Genomic DNA, 16,851 nt, shown 5'->3' with positions numbered 1-16,851 from the left:
CGCAGCCGGCACCCACCCCGACCCCGAGCCGGACCGCCAACTCCCCTGCCCCCGCGCCGAGTCGGCCGAACCTGTGCGTGCCGATCATCGGGCTCTGCGTGGACCCGCTGGTCCAGCACGGGCACGGCTGACGGCTACGCCGGGGTCGAGTCCCGGCGGGTGAGCAGCCAGGGTTCGACCACGCCGAGGCCACGCACCGGGCGCTGCCACATCGGCTGGAGCGCGAAGCGGTACGTCGGGGGCTCCTCGCCCTCCTTCTCGGCGGTGGCCGCGGCCTCGGCGGCCTCCGCCTCGGAGGCGGGGGCCTCGCCGCTGCGGATGAGTTCCTCGGCGAAGGCGCTGTCCACGAGGACGGCGTCGCGGGGAGCTATCGAGGTGAGCCGGGAGGCGAGATTGACGGTCGTGCCGAAGACATCGCCCATGCGGGTCGTGACCGTGCCGAAGGCGATGCCGACGCGGAGTTCGGGCATGGTCTCGTCGTGGGCCATGGTCTCGATCAGGCGCAGCGCGATCTCGGCGGCGACCCCGGCGTCGTCGGCGGAGAAGAGGACTTCGTCGCCGAGGGTCTTGATGAGCCGGCCACCGCGCGCGGCCACCAGGTCGGCGGCGGTGGTCTCGAAGGCCTCGACGAGCTCGCCGAGTTCCTCCTCCTCCATACGGCGGGTCAGCCGCGTGAAGCCGACCAGGTCGGCGAAGCCCACGGCGAGGCGCCGGTCGACCATCTCCTCGTCGTCACTGGCCTGGACGACCCGGCCGGCCGAGGCGGCGAGCTGGCGCCGCCAGACGTAGACGAGGAACTCCTCCAGCTCGGGCAGCAACAGCTCGATGATCGGGTACGTCACCTCGGTGCGCGACATGCCGGGCTCGGGCGGTTCGGTCAGGCCCTCCAGGAACGAGTCCATCTGCCAGCCGGCCAGCCGGGCGGTGGTCTGCCCGGTGGAGCGGGCCACCTGCACGGCCATCGCCTCGCTCAGCAGCCCCGCCTCGACAAGACCGGCGAGGCGGCGCAGCGCGAGGACGTCCGCCTCCGTGAACGCCTTGGCCTGTCCGACGTCGGCGAAGCCCATGGCCCGCCAGAAACGGGTGGCCAGCTCCATGGAGACACCGGCGGTACGGGCCGCCTGGAAGGGGGTGTAGCGGCGCTCCGCGCCCAGGATGAGCCCTTCGAGGCGCAGCGCGAGGGGGTCTTCGCCGGGCTCGGCGGCATAGGGGTCGACCCGGCCGTCGGCGGCATCGGGGTCCACCCGGCCGTCCGCGTCCGCGCCGGAGCCCGTGTCGTCGACGGTCACGCCTGCTGCCCTTCCGATCTGCCACGGTCAGGTATCGACCGGGCCCAATGCTACGGCAGGTGTGGGCCAGCTCACTCCGTGAGTCACACGGACATCGTGGCCACAAGGGCGGTCGGGGTCACGCGGGGCGCAGGTGCACGATGTCGCCCGCCCCCACGGGCTCCTGCACGCCGTCCTCCGTGGCCAGTACGAGTCGCCCGTCGCCGTCGATCGCGACGGCCTCCCCGGTGATCGACCGGTCCCCGGGCAGTTCGGCCCGTACGACCCGGCCGAGCGTGGCGCAGCCGGCCGCGTAGGTCTCCTGGAGGCCGCTCTCCACCGGGTCGCCGCCCGCCGCGCGCCACTTGTCGTACCAGTGCTCCAGGGAGCGCAGGACCGCCCGCAGCAGCGGGTCCCGGTCCGTGGTGACGGCCCCGGCCAGGGCCAGGGAGGCCGCCTGGGGCACAGGGAGTTCGTCCTCGCGCAGGGTGACGTTGATGCCGACGCCGACGACCACGGCGTCGTCCCCGGCGCGCTCGGCGAGGATGCCGCCGGCCTTGCGTTCCTCGCCGCCGACAGTCACCAGCAGGTCGTTGGGCCACTTGAGTGCCGTGTCGACGCCGGCCGACCGGGACAGGCCGGTCGCGACGGCGACACCGGTGAGCAGCGGGAGCCAGCCCCAGCGGGACACGGGGACGTCGCCCGGCTTCAGGAGGACGGAGAAGAAGAGCCCGGAGCGGGCCGGTGCCGTCCACTGCCGGTCGAGGCGCCCGCGCCCGGCGGTCTGTTCCTCGGCGACGAGCACGGCGCCCTCGTCGGCGTCCCCCGCGAGTGCCCGGGCGACGAGGTCGGCGTTGGTGGACCCGGTGCGCTGCACGACCTCGATGTCGCAGTAGAGGCCCGCGTGGCCGCCGTCCCGCACCAGGCCCTTGCGCAGCGCGGCGCCGTTGAGCGGTGGACGGTCCAGATCGGACCAACGGCTGCTGTTCTCGTCTGAGGCATCTCGCGGCGTCATGCAAGCCACCCTAGGTGTGTTGTACGCCGCACTGCCGATCGGTAGGCCCGCCACTACTCTACGAATGAGTAACCGACCCCCCTTTTGAGCAGGCAGGGAGCCGTAATCCCGATGTCCGAGCCGGAAGCGCCTCAAGAGATCGACATCCACACCACCGCCGGGAAGATCGCGGATCTTCGGCGCCGCACCCAGGAGGCGACGCACGCGGGCTCGGAACGCGCGGTCGAAAAACAGCACGCCAAGGGCAAGTTGACGGCCCGTGAGCGGATCGACCTGCTCCTGGACGAGGACTCCTTCGTCGAGTTCGACGAGTTCACCCGGCACCGGTCCACGGACTTCGGCCTGGAGAAGAACCGCCCCTACGGCGACGGTGTCGTCTCCGGCTACGGCACGGTCGACGGCCGCCCCATCGCCGTGTTCTCGCAGGACTTCACGGTCTTCGGCGGCGCCCTGGGCGAGGTCTACGGCCAGAAGATCGTCAAGGTGATGGACTTCGCGCTGAAGACCGGTTGCCCGGTCATCGGCATCAACGACTCCGGCGGCGCCCGCATCCAGGAGGGCGTGGCCTCGCTGGGCGCGTACGGCGAGATCTTCCGCCGCAACACCCATGCGAGCGGGGTGATCCCGCAGATCAGCCTGGTCGTCGGCCCGTGCGCGGGCGGAGCGGTGTACTCCCCCGCGATCACCGACTTCACCGTGATGGTCGACCAGACCTCGCACATGTTCATCACCGGCCCGGACGTCATCAAGACGGTCACGGGTGAGGACGTGGGCTTCGAGGAGCTGGGCGGCGCGCGCACCCACAACTCGGTCTCGGGCGTGGCCCATCACATGGCGGGCGACGAGAAGGACGCGATCGAGTACGTCAAGCAGCTCCTCTCCTACCTCCCGTCCAACAACCTCAGCGAACCCCCGGCGTTCCCCGAGGAGGCGGACCTCGCCGTCACGGACGAGGACCGCGAGCTGGACACCCTGGTCCCGGACAGCGCGAACCAGCCGTACGACATGCACACGGTGATCGAACACGTCCTGGACGACGCCGAGTTCTTCGAGACACAGCCACTGTTCGCGCCGAACATCCTCACCGGCTTCGGCCGGGTCGAGGGCCGCCCGGTCGGCGTCGTAGCCAATCAGCCCATGCAGTTCGCGGGCTGCCTGGACATCGACGCGTCCGAGAAGGCGGCGCGCTTCGTCCGCACCTGCGACGCGTTCAATGTCCCGGTCCTCACCTTCGTGGACGTCCCCGGCTTCCTGCCGGGCGTCGACCAGGAGCACTACGGCATCATCCGCAGGGGCGCGAAGCTGATCTACGCGTACGCGGAAGCGACAGTCCCCCTCATCACGGTCATCACCCGCAAGGCCTTCGGCGGCGCCTACGACGTCATGGGCTCCAAGCACCTGGGCGCCGACCTCAACCTCGCCTGGCCGACCGCCCAGATCGCCGTCATGGGCGCCCAGGGCGCGGTCAACATCCTGCACCGGCGCACACTCGCCGAGGCGGAGGCGGCCGGTGAGGACCTGGACGCGGTGCGCGCCCGCCTCATCCAGGAGTACGAGGACACCCTCCTCAACCCCTACATCGCGGCCGAGCGCGGCTACATCGACGCCGTGGTCCTCCCCTCCGACACCCGCCGCCACGTCGTACGGGGCCTGCGCCAGCTCCGCACCAAGCGCGAGTCCCTGCCCCCGAAGAAGCACGGCAACATCCCCCTGTAGAGGAGCCGTTGTGACGATCAAGGTCGTACGGGGCAACCCGACCCCCGAGGAGCTGGCCGCCGCCCTGGCGGTAGTAAGGGCCCGCGCCGCGGCGGCAACAACACCGCCCGGCGCACCGAGCCAACGCGACGCGTGGTCGGACCCGTCCCGAATCGCGAGCGCGAGGCTGCCCCACCCGAGCCCGAGTGCATGGACCCGCACATTCTGGCCCGGCTAGGCACATTAAGGGGCGCGGGGCTGTGCCAATATGCGGCTCCGCCGCGTGGGCGCACAGCGGCACAATTCCGGGCACCAATTTAAGTACCCGTACTCAGGCGCCGCCCCCCGCCAAGCCGCACGCTAGTGACATGCTCTGGTCCGACCCCAAGAACGAGCCGCCGGATGAGCTGCGGGAGACGCAGCTCATGTTGCGGCGGCTCGGGGTCATCATGGCACTCGCGATGGTGCTGGCCATGATCGTGCTCGGACTGTCGGGCTGAGGCGAGCGGCCGGGGCGCCGCCGATACCCTGGCCGTATGACAGATCAGCCGCGCCGCCGACTCGTGCTCGCCTCCCAGTCCCCCGCCCGGCTGGGCCTGCTGCGGCAGGCCGGGCTCGATCCCGAGGTGATCGTGAGCGGGGTGGACGAGGACGCCGTCAGCGCCCCCACCCCGGCCGACCTGGCCCTCGCCCTCGCCGAGGCGAAGGCCTCCGTCGTCGCCGCGAAGCCCGAGGTCAAGGGCGCGTTGGTGATCGGCTGCGACTCGGTGCTCGACCTGGACGGCGAGGCCCTCGGCAAGCCCGCCGACGCCGAGGAGGCCACCGCCCGCTGGAAGTCGATGCGCGGCCGGGCGGGCACACTCCAGACCGGCCACTGCGTCTACGACACGACGAGCGGCCGGTACGTCTCGGCGACCGCGTCCACTGTCGTCCGCTTCGGTGAGCCGACCGACGCCGAGATCGCGGCGTACGTCGCCTCGGGCGAACCCCTTTACGTCGCCGGGGCGTTCACCCTCGACGGCCGTTCGGCGCCGTTCGTCGAGGGCATCGACGGCGACCACGGCAACGTGATCGGCATCAGCCTGCCGCTCGTTCGCCGCCTGCTGGCCGAACTGGGCGTCGGGATCACGGAGTTGTGGACCCCGCGAGACAAATAGCGATCAGGAGGGACTGGGGGCCGGCGGCGGGGCGATCGGCGCCGGGTCCTTGTCGGGCTGCTCGGGATCCTTCGGGCCTGTGGGGTCCTTGGGGCCGTCCTGTGCCGGGGCCGCGTCCGAGGGGCCCGGGAGGCGGTCGTAGGTCATCAGGAGCAGGATGACGAGGCCGAGCACCACCACCATGAACACGAACGCGACCTTGTTCAGCACCATGGCCCACGCGAACGCGCCCAGCAGTCCGTGCACCACGGCCACGCTGATCAGCAGGATGCGGCCGAGGCCGGCCGGGGCCCGGTCGCGTACCGCGACCAGCAGGGCGACCAGGGCGCACAGGAGGAAGTAGAGGCCGAAGACGACTCCGCCGATCTTCGAGGACACGGACATCGCGTCGGGGTCGATACCGGCCAGAGACATGTTCTGGCGGTCGGCGACGATCCCCAGGAACCAGTTCAGCCCGGCGACGCCGAAGGCCTCCACGAAGAGAACGACCGCCAAGATCCATGCCACCGGTCTGCGCACCACCGGCCCCCACCCACTTCCGTTCGAGACATCCCGAACGCTACTAACGGGTAAACCGCGGGACAAGGGTTGTGCCGGGGGCAAAGAATCATTGGACCATTCGTAGGGACTCCACAAAGAAACGGCGTGGCGCGCGGCACGCTCTCACAGAGACCTTGACCACACCGGAGGGCTAGGGTTTTCCGGAGGAGTCCTGCGTACCGAGGTGCGACAAGGGATTTCGCGGGTCGAGCGGGCCTCGCATCACGCTCCGTGTGGGCAAGCTCACCACTGGGGACGGGTCGATGCGTCGTGTCGGCAGTCCCTAAACTCGGCTTGTTTCAAGGAGGGAGCCTCAATCGTGCGCAAGGTGCTCATCGCCAATCGTGGCGAAATCGCTGTCCGCGTTGCCCGGGCCTGCCGGGATGCCGGGATCGCGAGCGTGGCCGTGTACGCCGACCCGGACCGGGACGCTCTGCATGTCCGCGCCGCGGATGAGGCGTTCGCCCTGGGCGGTGACACACCGGCGAGCAGTTACCTGGACATGGGCAAGGTCCTGAACGCGGCCCGTGAGTCCGGTGCCGACGCCGTCCACCCGGGCTACGGCTTCCTGTCGGAGAACGCCGAGTTCGCCCAGGCGGTCCTCGACGCGGGTCTGGTGTGGATCGGTCCGCCGCCGCAGGCGATCCGGGATCTCGGTGACAAGGTCGCCGCCCGGCACATCGCCCAGCGTGCCGGTGCCCCGCTGGTGGCCGGCACCCCGGACCCCGTCTCCGGTGCGGAGGAGGTCGTCGCGTTCGCCGAGGAGCACGGGCTGCCGATCGCGATCAAGGCCGCGTTCGGTGGCGGTGGTCGTGGTCTGAAGGTGGCCCGGACGCTGGAGGAGGTTCCCGAGCTGTACGAGTCCGCGGTGCGTGAGGCGGTCGCCGCCTTCGGGCGCGGTGAGTGCTTCGTGGAGCGCTATCTGGACAAGCCGCGGCACGTGGAGACCCAGTGCCTGGCCGACACCCACGGCAACGTGGTCGTCGTCTCCACGCGTGACTGCTCGCTGCAGCGCCGCCACCAGAAGCTCGTCGAGGAGGCGCCCGCGCCGTTCCTCTCCGACGCCCAGGTCGCCGAGCTGTACGCGTCGTCGAAGGCCATCCTCAAGGAGGCGGGCTATGTCGGGGCCGGGACGGTTGAGTTCCTGGTCGGGCAGGACGGCACGATCTCCTTCCTGGAGGTCAACACCCGTCTCCAGGTGGAGCATCCGGTGACCGAGGAGGTCGCCGGCATCGACCTGGTGCGGGAGATGTTCCGGATCGCCGACGGCGAGGAACTCGGCTACGGCGATCCCGAACTGCGCGGGCATTCCTTCGAGTTCCGCATCAACGGGGAGGACCCGGGCCGTGGTTTCCTGCCCGCGCCCGGCACGGTCACCACGTTCGCGCCGCCGTCGGGCCCGGGGGTCCGGCTGGACGCCGGTGTCGAGACGGGCAGTGTCATCGGCCCGGCGTGGGACTCGCTGCTCGCCAAGCTGATCGTCACCGGCGCGAGTCGTGAGCAGGCGCTGCAGCGTGCGGCGCGGGCGCTGGAGGAGTTCCGGGTCGAGGGCATGGCGACGGCCATCCCGTTCCACCGCGCGGTCGTCACCGACCCCGCGTTCGCCCCCGAACTCACCGGCTCCGACGAGCCGTTCACGGTCCACACCCGCTGGATCGAGACCGAGTTCGCCAACGACATCAAGCCCTTCGCGGCGCCCACGGACGCCGAGGCGGACGATGACGCGGACCGCGAGACGATCGTCGTCGAGGTCGGCGGCAAGCGCCTGGAGGTCTCCCTCCCGGTCTCGCTCGGCATGTCGCTGGCCCGCACCGGTCTCGCCGCCGGGGCCAAGCCCAAGCGCCGCGCGGCCAGGAAGTCCGGCCCCGTCGCCTCCGGCGACACCCTCGCCTCGCCGATGCAGGGCACGATCGTCAAGGTCGCGGTCGAGGAGGGCCAGGAGGTCAAGGAGGGCGACCTCATCGTCGTACTCGAAGCGATGAAGATGGAACAGCCGCTGAACGCGCACAAGTCCGGCACCATCAAGGGACTTGGCGCGGAGGTCGGTGCGTCCATCACGTCCGGCGCGGCGATCTGCGAGATCAAGGACTGACCCGGCAGTACGTCCGGAGGTGCCCGGCCGACAGGAACAGCCTGTCCGCCGGGCACCTCTGTAATGTGACGGGACAGTGCCTAGGAGGGCAGGTGGGACCCATGGCCGACACAGCCAGGCCGCCGGCGGGGCTGCGTGCCGACGCCCGCCGCAACTACGAGCGGCTGCTCGACGAGGCCCGGGTGTCCTTCGCCGCGCACGGCACGGACGCGTCCCTGGAGGACGTGGCCCGGCGCGCGGGTGTCGGCATCGGCACGCTGTATCGCCACTTCCCGAATCGACAGGCCCTGATGAGCGCGGTGTTCGAGGACGCGGTGGGTGAACTCCTGGCCCGCTCCCGCGAGTTGCTCTCCGCGCCGCAGCCGTGTGCGGCCCTGGTGACCTGGCTGCGCGAGATGGTGGCCCACGCGAGCGAGTACCGGGGGCTGGCGCGGGCCCTGATGGCGGTGGGCCAGGACGAGACGTCTGCTCTGGCCCGGTGCAGTGCGCCCATCCGGGAGGCGGGGGGTGCGTTGCTCTGCCGAGCGCAGGACGCCGGTGACGTGCGCGGTGACGTCGAGATCGGCGACCTGCTTCAGCTGACCCATGCGATCGCGTTGGCGGCCGAGGGGAACCCTGGGGATCCTGAACTGGCTGACCGGTTGCTGACGTTGACCTTGCGCGGGTTGAAGCCGTAGCACTTCGTCTGCGGGCCGGTGGGGGCTGGTCGCGCAGTTCCCCGCGCCCCTAAAAGGTCGGACCAGCTGAGCCGCTTTTAAGGGGCGCGGGGAACTGCGCGACCAGCCACGACGGCGCCGCAGCCGAATTGCGCACCGATCAACGCCTGCGCAAATCCGCCACCCTAGCTGCCCGCTCCCGCTCAGGAGACTCCCCGCCCAGCACGCCCGCTGCCCTCAACCCCGGTCCCCCGCCCGGTACTTGACCCCGCCGCGGAGCCGGAAGGGGCACGTCCCGGCGTCGTTGTTCCCGCGCCGGGGCCTGATCACCCCCCTGGCCTCCCGCCGCGCCGGCCACGGCGATCTGCACCCCCTGATCGGCCAGCGCCTGCAACTCCGTGGCCGCGCGGTCGTCGTGGCCCGGGGGCTCGTCGGTGACGAGGCGGGTGATCACGTCCGTGGGCACGGTCTGGAACATGGTGTCCGTACCGAGCTTGGTGTGGTCGGCGAGGACGACGACCTCGGCCGCCGCCTGCACGAGGGCCCGGTCGACGGACGCCGACAGCATGTTGGACGTGGAGAGTCCGCGCTCGGCGGTGAGCCCGCTTCCGGAGAGGAAGGCCCGGGAGACGCGCAGCCCCTGGAGGGACTGCTCGGCCCCGCTGCCCACCAGCGCGTAGTTGGAACCGCGCAGGGTGCCGCCGGTCATCACGACCTCCACGCGGTTGGCATGGGCCAACGCCTGGGCCACCAGAAGGGAGTTGGTGACTACGGTCAGCCCGGGTACCCGGGCGAGCCGGCGGGCCAGTTCCTGGGTGGTGGTACCCGCCCCCACCACGATGGCTTCGCCCTCTTCGACGAAGCTCGCGGCGAGATCGGCGATTGCCGTCTTCTCGGCGGTCGCGAGATGCGATTTCTGCGGAAAGCCGGACTCCCGCGTGAACCCGCCCGGCAATACCGCACCGCCGTGCCGGCGGTCGAGGAGTCCTTCTGCCTCCAGTGCGCGCACGTCCCGCCGTACGGTCACTTCGGAGGTCTGGACGACGCGGGCGAGCTCACGGAGCGATACGGCCCCATTCGCTCGCACCATTTCGAGGATCAATTGGCGACGTTCTGCAGCGAACACGAAACTGACAGTAACCCCAACGACCGTCTGCTTTCAGCTGTTTGCGGTGAATAGCAGAAGTTGTTCGCACAGGGGGGCGAGAAGTGGTATAGGGGTTAGTCCCTGCGCCTATGCCGCACGAATGGGCGGCAACTCCCCGTGACCAGCGGGGAGTCGGTGCGGCCTCAGACTTCGCCGGTCGCCTTGCGGGTGTGCAGCTGTCGGGCCACCTCGGCGATCGAGCCCGAAAGGGACGGGTACACGGTGAAGGCGTTCGCGATCTGTTCGACCGTCAGATTGTTGTCGACGGCGATCGAGATGGGGTGGATCAGTTCCGAGGCGCGGGGCGCGACGACCACACCGCCGACGATGATTCCGGTGCCCGGGCGGCAGAAGATCTTGACGAAGCCGTCCCGGATGCCCTGCATCTTCGCGCGCGGGTTGCGGAGGAGAGGGAGCTTGACGACGCGGGCGTCGATCTTGCCGCCGTCGACGTCGGCCTGGCTGTAGCCGACCGTGGCGATCTCGGGGTCGGTGAAGACGTTCGAGGAAACCGTCTTCAGGTTGAGCGGAGCCACCGCGTCGCCCAGGAAGTGGTACATCGCGATACGGCCCTGCATCGCGGCCACCGAGGCGAGCGCGAAGATGCCGGTCACGTCACCGGCCGCGTATACGCCGGGAGCGGTCGTCCGCGAGACCTTGTCGGTCCAGATGTGGCCCGAGTCGCGCAGCCTGACGCCCGCTTCCTCAAGGCCCATGCCCGCGGAGTTCGGGATGGCGCCGACGGCCATGAGGCAGTGGGAGCCGGTAATGACGCGGCCGTCGGCGAGGACTACCTCGACCTTGTCGCCGACGCGCTTGGCGGACTGGGCGCGGGAGCGGGCCATGACGTTCATGCCGCGGCGCCGGAACACGTCCTCCAGGACGGCGGCGGCGTCCGGGTCCTCGCCGGGGAGGACGCGGTCGCGGGAGGAGACCAGGGTGACCTTGGAGCCGAGGGCCTGGTAGGCGCCGGCGAACTCGGCGCCGGTGACACCGGAGCCGACCACGATCAGTTCTTCGGGGAGTTCGGTGAGGTCGTAGACCTGGGTCCAGTTCAGGATGCGCTCGCCGTCGGGGCGGGCGTCGTCCAGCTCGCGGGGGTGACCGCCGGTCGCGATGAGGACGGCGTCGGCGACGAGGGTCTCCTCGGTGCCGTCGGCCGCCTTCACGATCACCTTGCGGGAACCGTCGATCGCCTGCATGCCGTCGAGCCGGCCCCGGCCGCGCATCACGCGGGCGCCGGCCCGGGTCACGGACGCGGTGATGTCGTGCGACTGGGCGAGCGCGAGGCGCTTCACACGGCGGTTGACCTTGCCGAGGTCCACGCCGACGACCCTCGCCGCCTGTTCCAGCGGTGGGGTGTCGTCGGCGACGATGATGCCCAGTTCCTCGTACGACGAGTCGAAGGTGGTCATCACCTCCGCCGTCGCGATAAGGGTCTTCGACGGCACGCAGTCGGTCAGCACCGACGCCCCGCCCAGACCGTCGCAGTCGACGACGGTCACCTCCGCGCCGAGCTGCGCTGCCACCAGCGCCGCTTCATAGCCGCCGGGTCCGCCACCGATGATCACGATCCGAGTCACGTACCCCATTGTCCCGCACGCTTCAAGATGCTTCCGCCCGGGTGCGGGCGCGGTGGGTGGTTCGCCTGTTGTTCGTGGTGGGTCGGTGCCGCGTCGGGGGGTGTCCGTCCTCGGAACGGCGCGGAATCGGTCGGTCGAGAGAGCAAGGGTGTTGACGCGCCAACCGCTGCGGGCGGACACCCCCCGACACGGCACCTTCGCGCCGTACGCGGGTGGCGGGCCTCGCGGTGCGCCGCCGTTCCGAATACTCAGGGGGCCTCGGCGTTGCCGGGTGCCTCGGTGGCCCTGGGTACCGACGGTTACGGGAGTGGCGGGTGTGTCCGCTGCCGTACTCTCGAACCATGTCGCTCTACGCCGCGTACGCCGGCAATCTCGACGCGCGGCTGATGACCCGCCGCGCTCCGCACTCGCCGTTGCGCGCCACGGGCTGGCTGAACGGGTGGCGGCTGACCTTCGGCGGTGAGCACATGGGCTGGGAGGGCGCGCTCGCGACGATCGTGGAGGCGCCGCGCTCCCAGGTCTTCGTCGCGCTGTACGAGATCGCCCCGCCCGACGAGGACTCCATGGACCGCTGGGAGGGCGTCGGCCTCGACGTCTACCGCCGGATGCGGGTCCGGGTGCACACCCTGGACGGCGAGGAACCCGCCTGGGTGTACGTCCTCAACGGGTATGAGGGTGGGCTGCCGTCGGCGCGGTATCTCGGTGAACTCGCCGACGCCGCGGAGTCGGCGGGTGCGCCGCACGACTATGTGATGGAGCTGCGGAAGCGCCCCTGCTGAGGGGTTCCCACACATAACGCCCGTCACAGGTCTCGTTGGAAACGACAAGACAACGATCGCAGTCCCGTGAGCTCTGTCATCTACGCGCGTAGGCCCAGACCAGCTACCCTCAACCGCGTGAACGCATCTCTTCTTCCGGACGACATCCAGGGCGACCCCCACGCCGCCGCTGACGCCGCCGCCACGCGCCTGCGCGAACTGACGGGCGCCGAGACCCACGACGTCGCTCTTGTGATGGGCTCCGGCTGGGGGCCGGCCGTCGACGCACTCGGCGTTTCCGAGGCCGACTTCCCCGTCACCGAGCTGCCCGGTTTCCCGCCGCCGGCCGTCGAGGGGCACGGGGGCAGGGTCCGCTCGTACGCGATCGGTGACAAGCGCGCGCTGGTCTTCCTCGGGCGTACCCACTACTACGAGGGGCGCGGTGTCGCCGCCGTCGCGCACGGGGTCCGTACCGCCGTCGCCGCCGGCTGCAAGACCATCGTCCTGACCAACGGCTGCGGCGGGCTGCGTGAGGGCATGCGCCCCGGCCAGCCGGTCCTGATCAGCGACCACATCAACCTCACGGCGGCCTCCCCGATCATCGGCGCGAACTTCGTCGACCTGACGGACCTGTACTCGCCCCGGCTGCGCGCGCTCTGCAAGGAGATCGACCCCGGTCTGGAGGAGGGTGTCTACGCCCAGTTCCCCGGTCCGCACTACGAGACTCCGGCCGAGATCCGCATGGCCCGGGTGATCGGGGCGGACCTGGTGGGCATGTCGACGGTGCTGGAAGCGATCGCGGCGCGTGAGGCGGGTGCCGAGGTGCTGGGTATCTCCCTGGTGACGAACCTCGCCGCGGGGATGACGGGGGAACCGTTGAACCACGAGGAAGTTCTACAGGCGGGCCGGGACTCCGCTACGCAGATGGGGTCGCTGCTGGCTCAGGTGCTGGGCAGGCTGTAGGCACGCCTGTCGGCGCCGGCCGGCACTGTCCAGCCCGTTGGGCCCCCTCTGGGGCCGAAGAGGGGTCTGGGGGCGCAGCCCCCGGGTACCCGCACCACGAGACGACGAGAGGTTGACCAGGACGTGCACGACGAACTCATCGCCCGCGCCAAGGCTTGGCTCGCCGAGGACCCCGACGCGGAAACGCGCGACGAGCTCGCCAAGCTCATCGACGCCGGGGACGTCACGGAGCTCGCGGAGCGCTTCCGCGGCACCCTCCAGTTCGGCACCGCCGGCCTCCGCGGCGAACTCGGTGCCGGGCCCATGCGGATGAATCGCGCCGTCGTCATCCGCGCCGCCGCCGGACTCGCCGCGTACCTCAAGCACAACGGCCACACCGACGGAGTCGTCGTCATCGGCTACGACGCCCGGCACAAGTCCGCGGACTTCGCCCGCGACACCGCCGCCGTGATGACCGGCGCGGGACTCCGGGCGGCCGTACTGCCCCGCCCGCTCCCCACCCCCGTACTCGCCTTCGCCATACGGCACTTGGGCGCGATCGCGGGCGTGGAGGTCACCGCCAGCCACAACCCGCCGCGGGACAACGGCTACAAGGTCTACCTCGGCGACGGCTCCCAGATCGTGCCCCCGGCCGACGCGGAGATCGCCGCCGAGATCGAGGCGATCGGCTCACTTCACGACGTGGCCCGGCCGACGGAAGGGTGGGAGACCCTCGACGACAGCGTCCTCGACGCCTATCTCGCCCGCACCGACGCCGTCCTCGCCCCCGGCTCCCCCCGTACCGCCCGCACCGTCTACACGGCGATGCACGGCGTCGGCAAGGACGTCCTGCTGGCCGCGTTCGCCCGTGCCGGGTTCCCGGAGCCGGTGCTCGTCGCCGAACAGGCCGAGCCCGACCCGGACTTCCCGACCGTCGCGTTCCCCAACCCGGAGGAGCCGGGCGCGATGGACCTCTCCTTCGCCCGGGCCCGCGCCACCGACCCCGATCTGATCATCGCCAACGACCCGGACGCCGACCGCTGCGCCGTGGCGGTGAAAGCCGGCGGCGACTGGCGCATGCTGCGCGGCGACGAGGTCGGCTCCCTGCTCGCCGCGCACCTCGTGCGGCGCGGCGCCCGGGGCACCTTCGCCGAGTCGATCGTCTCCTCGTCCCTCCTCGGCCGTATCGCCGAGAAGGCGGGCCTGCCCTACGAGGAGACCCTCACCGGCTTCAAGTGGATCGCCCGGGTCGACGGTCTTCGCTACGGCTATGAGGAAGCCCTCGGCTACTGCGTCGACCCCGACGGTGTGCGCGACAAGGACGGCATCACCGCCGCCCTGCTCATCACCGAGCTGGCGTCCGAGCTGAAGGAGGAGGGCCGCGATCTGCTGGACCTCCTCGACGATCTCGCCGTGGAGCACGGTCTGCACGCCACCGACCAACTCTCCGTGCGCGTCGAGGACTTGACCGTCATCGCGGACGCCATGCGGCGGTTGCGCGAGCAGCCGCCGACCGAGCTCGCGGGCCTGTCCGTCACCAAGGCCGAGGACCTGACCGAGGGGACCGACAAGCTGCCGCCCACGGACGGGCTGCGCTACACGCTCGATGGTGCCCGCGTCATCGTCCGGCCCAGCGGCACCGAGCCCAAACTGAAGTGCTACCTGGAGGTCGTGGTCCCCGTGACCGCGCACTCCGACCTCCCGGCGGCCCGCGCACGGGCGGCCGAGACGCTGGCGACGATCAAGCTGGACCTGTCGGCGGCGGCCGGTATCTGAGCCGTCACCCGCAGTCCAGCCGTTCACCCGAAGACGGGGTGTCCCAGTCCGGGACACCCCGTCTTCGGGTCTGCCGCGCCACAGGACCTACAGCCAGCCCTGACGGATGGCCACCAGCGCCACCCACACGACCGTGAGCAGCGCGGCATACGGCCACAGCGGGCGCCCGCGCTCCTTCTCCCCGCTCTCACCGGTGGGCCGCAGGGCGGGATCGGCGATCATCGCGGAGAGTTCGGCGGCCAGGGCGTCGTAGGGGTGGGTGAGGCCGCGTGCGCGTTGCAGTCGGGCCGAGTGCGGAGCGGCGACCACCCAGCAATCGCCACCGCGCCATCGCAGCTTCAGGTCGAACCCCTCCCGGCGGGCCGAGCGGAGGTCGTCCCAGGGGATGTGCCGCGGCCGGAGCAGACCCTTCAGCCAGATGCCGGTGCGGTCGGCGGTGATACGCCAGGACAGCTTCACGGGGATCCGGGTGGCGCCCCTCAGACCGATGACGAGCAGCAGGGCGCGATGCCAGAGGCTCTCGTCGGTCGCGATCCAGTACAGCCAGACGGCGCATTGGGCCATCAGGAAGGTCGCCAGCCAGTCCACCGGACCCGCCCGCCAGCGCCGTACCGGCACGGGCCCGGCGCTCTCCGCCCGCACGGCCGCGACCAGTTCCTCGTGCCGCGCGTCGTTCCGGGCCGCCCGGACGGCCTCCCGCTTCTCCCGCACGAGCCGCCGCCGCACCCCGGACTCCGACAGCGGACGTACGGGGCCCGTCGACCACTGCGTCAGCGGCGGCCGACCCGGCTTCGGGGCCGCGCTGACGAGCAGGATCTCGGCGCCGTCGAAGGGTGTGCCGTAGAGGACCGCCTCGCGCAGGGGGCCGGACCGCTTGGCAGCGGGACCACCGTCGAGGGCATCATCGAGTGCGTCGAGGAGGTCGTCTGCGTCGTCGACATCGTCGAGCGCGTCGAGCGCGTCGACGGAATCCTCCGGGCTCTCCGGGCTCTCTGGGTCCTTGTCGGTGTGGTCGGCGATGTCCTCCGGTTCCGAGACTGCGACCCGGAACAAGGGCCGTAGGGCGGCCGTGTCGTCGGCGGCGAGGACCTCCGTGTCGCCGTGTACGGTCTCCCGGACCAGTACGCGCAGGACGGGGGCCGGAGTCTGCCGCAGCGCGCGGGCCCGCTGTCGGCCCAGCGCGCCGGACAGCAGGACGGTGAGGCCGAGTCCGATCACGTGGACGCCGGTCATCGTGGCGGCCCGCTGGTTCTCGGCGTAGGGGACGAGGGGCGCCAGGGCGGTCAGTACGGCGCCGGGTACGAGGAGGAGTGCTCCGGCGCGGATGAGGAAACGGCCGCGGCGGACGGGCCTGTCGGCGTCGGGGAGACGGGCCGTGATGCCCTCGGACGCGGCGAGGGCCGCCTCCCGCTGTCGTTCACGCGCGCGTGCCCGGTATTCGGCGGGCGGCACGGAGAGCACCAGCGCCGGCAGGACGACACCGCCGAGCACCCACCAGGACGCGTGCGGCGACCACGACGCGTACCCGACCACCGCGATGAACAGGACCGTCGCCGAGTACCGGACGATCTCGGGCCGCCATAGCACCCAGATCACCTGGAGCGGCAGCACCGCCGCCAGATACGGGGGCAGACCGCCGTAGTACAGCAGTGCCGCCGCCGACAGCCAGCCGCACAGCACCGCGAGCTTCACGTGCATCAGCCGCAACCGCACCGACATCCGGTGCGGCGGCAACGCCCGCGTCCAACGGCGCGGGTGCTCCCCACGCCAGGAAACACAGCCGTCGGGTATCGCGGAGGCGGGCAGCCGCCGTAGCGGCTCCCGGAGGTTCGTGCGCATGACGTCCCAGAGACTCGGACCACGGGCGTGGTCGGCGTGGCTCGGCTTCGCCTCCGGGTGGGGGACCGCCGTCGCGGCCGAGTTCGGGTCGAATGATGACCCGGAAAGCTGTGAGAGCCGGCGGTGGTCCGGTCAGCCCGTCGCCAGCAGGATCGTCAGGACTACGGCACCGGCGAGCGCCGGGGCGATCACCTCGTACGCCCAGCGCACCGTGACCTCGCCCTGCGCCGACTCCGCCTGCTCCCGGTTCTCCAGCAGCTCGTTCAGGTCGCCCATGATCTGGTCGGACTCCGCCCGCGTGGACTCACCGGCCCCGGAGCCTCCGCCCAGGCCCCCGCCGAAGCCCCCGAACCCGCCGAACCCGCCGCCGAAACCCCCGGCCC

Annotated in this window: 15 protein-coding genes and 1 pseudogene; 9 read left to right on the top strand and 7 right to left on the bottom strand. The window is 71.1% G+C overall.

Going from position 1 to position 16,851, the window contains the following annotated elements:
- Positions 1 to 134: 134 nt before the first annotated feature.
- Both R6V09_RS25175 and R6V09_RS25170 read right to left on the bottom strand, forming a co-directional pair.
- A complete protein-coding gene (locus R6V09_RS25175; protein WP_317883694.1) occupies positions 135 to 1,289 on the bottom strand; it encodes an adenylate/guanylate cyclase domain-containing protein in 1,155 nt (384 codons plus the stop codon).
- Positions 1,290 to 1,407: 118 nt separating this feature from the next.
- Positions 1,408 to 2,283 carry a biotin--[acetyl-CoA-carboxylase] ligase gene (locus R6V09_RS25170; protein WP_317883693.1) on the bottom strand — a complete coding sequence of 292 codons (876 nt, stop codon included), beginning with the start codon at positions 2,281 to 2,283 and terminating at the stop codon, positions 1,408 to 1,410.
- A 111-nt stretch (positions 2,284 to 2,394) separates the two neighbouring features.
- Between R6V09_RS25170 and R6V09_RS25165 the strand changes: the two genes are divergently transcribed.
- The 4 genes from R6V09_RS25165 (at position 2,395) to R6V09_RS25150 (ending at position 5,135) form a co-directional block, all read left to right on the top strand.
- Positions 2,395 to 3,999, top strand: coding sequence for an acyl-CoA carboxylase subunit beta (locus tag R6V09_RS25165; RefSeq protein ID WP_317883692.1), 1,605 nt, complete (start codon positions 2,395 to 2,397; stop codon positions 3,997 to 3,999).
- Positions 4,000 to 4,009: 10 nt separating this feature from the next.
- Positions 4,010 to 4,216 carry an acyl-CoA carboxylase subunit epsilon gene (locus R6V09_RS25160; protein WP_317883691.1) on the top strand — a complete coding sequence of 69 codons (207 nt, stop codon included), beginning with the start codon at positions 4,010 to 4,012 and terminating at the stop codon, positions 4,214 to 4,216.
- A gap of 130 nt (positions 4,217 to 4,346) precedes the next feature.
- Positions 4,347 to 4,478 (top strand): morphogenic membrane protein MmpB, encoded by a 132-nt coding sequence (gene mmpB / locus R6V09_RS25155; protein WP_317883690.1) that lies wholly within the window; start codon positions 4,347 to 4,349, stop codon positions 4,476 to 4,478.
- Between the two features lie 36 nt (positions 4,479 to 4,514).
- Positions 4,515 to 5,135 carry a Maf family protein gene (locus R6V09_RS25150; protein ID WP_317883689.1) on the top strand — a complete coding sequence of 207 codons (621 nt, stop codon included), beginning with the start codon at positions 4,515 to 4,517 and terminating at the stop codon, positions 5,133 to 5,135.
- Positions 5,136 to 5,138: 3 nt separating this feature from the next.
- Here R6V09_RS25150 and R6V09_RS25145 read toward each other — a convergent pair whose 3' ends face one another.
- Positions 5,139 to 5,642 (bottom strand): hypothetical protein, encoded by a 504-nt coding sequence (locus R6V09_RS25145; RefSeq protein ID WP_317883688.1) that lies wholly within the window; start codon positions 5,640 to 5,642, stop codon positions 5,139 to 5,141.
- Positions 5,643 to 5,994: 352 nt separating this feature from the next.
- On the opposite strand from R6V09_RS25145, the gene R6V09_RS25140 reads away from it, so the two are divergent.
- Both R6V09_RS25140 and R6V09_RS25135 read left to right on the top strand, forming a co-directional pair.
- Positions 5,995 to 7,767 (top strand): acetyl/propionyl/methylcrotonyl-CoA carboxylase subunit alpha, encoded by a 1,773-nt coding sequence (locus tag R6V09_RS25140; protein WP_317883687.1) that lies wholly within the window; start codon positions 5,995 to 5,997, stop codon positions 7,765 to 7,767.
- A 101-nt stretch (positions 7,768 to 7,868) separates the two neighbouring features.
- Positions 7,869 to 8,444: a TetR/AcrR family transcriptional regulator gene (locus R6V09_RS25135; protein ID WP_317883686.1), complete on the top strand. Its 576-nt coding sequence runs from the start codon at positions 7,869 to 7,871 to the stop codon at positions 8,442 to 8,444.
- Positions 8,445 to 8,583: 139 nt separating this feature from the next.
- On the opposite strand, the gene R6V09_RS25130 is transcribed toward R6V09_RS25135, so the two are convergent.
- Positions 8,584 to 9,549 (bottom strand): DeoR/GlpR family DNA-binding transcription regulator, encoded by a 966-nt coding sequence (locus tag R6V09_RS25130; protein WP_317883685.1) that lies wholly within the window; start codon positions 9,547 to 9,549, stop codon positions 8,584 to 8,586.
- A 164-nt stretch (positions 9,550 to 9,713) separates the two neighbouring features.
- Positions 9,714 to 11,162 (bottom strand): NAD(P)H-quinone dehydrogenase, encoded by a 1,449-nt coding sequence (locus tag R6V09_RS25125; protein ID WP_262056026.1) that lies wholly within the window; start codon positions 11,160 to 11,162, stop codon positions 9,714 to 9,716.
- Between the two features lie 332 nt (positions 11,163 to 11,494).
- Here R6V09_RS25125 and R6V09_RS25120 point away from each other — a divergent pair, with 332 nt between their 5' ends.
- The 3 genes from R6V09_RS25120 to R6V09_RS25110 all read left to right on the top strand — a co-directional run bounded on the left by R6V09_RS25120 (position 11,495) and on the right by R6V09_RS25110 (position 14,629).
- Positions 11,495 to 11,932, top strand: coding sequence for a gamma-glutamylcyclotransferase (locus tag R6V09_RS25120; RefSeq protein WP_019066947.1), 438 nt, complete (start codon positions 11,495 to 11,497; stop codon positions 11,930 to 11,932).
- 117 nt (positions 11,933 to 12,049) lie between these two features.
- Positions 12,050 to 12,874: a purine-nucleoside phosphorylase gene (locus R6V09_RS25115; RefSeq protein ID WP_317883684.1), complete on the top strand. Its 825-nt coding sequence runs from the start codon at positions 12,050 to 12,052 to the stop codon at positions 12,872 to 12,874.
- Positions 12,875 to 12,997: 123 nt separating this feature from the next.
- Positions 12,998 to 14,629, top strand: coding sequence for a phospho-sugar mutase (locus R6V09_RS25110; RefSeq protein WP_317883683.1), 1,632 nt, complete (start codon positions 12,998 to 13,000; stop codon positions 14,627 to 14,629).
- A gap of 87 nt (positions 14,630 to 14,716) precedes the next feature.
- Here the strand turns inward: R6V09_RS25110 and R6V09_RS25105 are convergent, their stop codons facing one another.
- Positions 14,717 to 16,468 carry a hypothetical protein gene (locus R6V09_RS25105; protein ID WP_317883682.1) on the bottom strand — a complete coding sequence of 584 codons (1,752 nt, stop codon included), beginning with the start codon at positions 16,466 to 16,468 and terminating at the stop codon, positions 14,717 to 14,719.
- A gap of 132 nt (positions 16,469 to 16,600) precedes the next feature.
- A pseudogene (locus tag R6V09_RS25100) lies at positions 16,601 to 16,851 on the bottom strand (PH domain-containing protein); the annotation flags it as partial.

Origin of the sequence: Streptomyces sp. W16, assembly GCF_033194735.1 — a bacterium.
Lineage (GTDB): Bacteria > Actinomycetota > Actinomycetes > Streptomycetales > Streptomycetaceae > Streptomyces.
The sequence above is the reverse complement of the archived record's forward strand: the minus strand, read 5'-3'. Positions and strand labels throughout refer to the sequence as shown.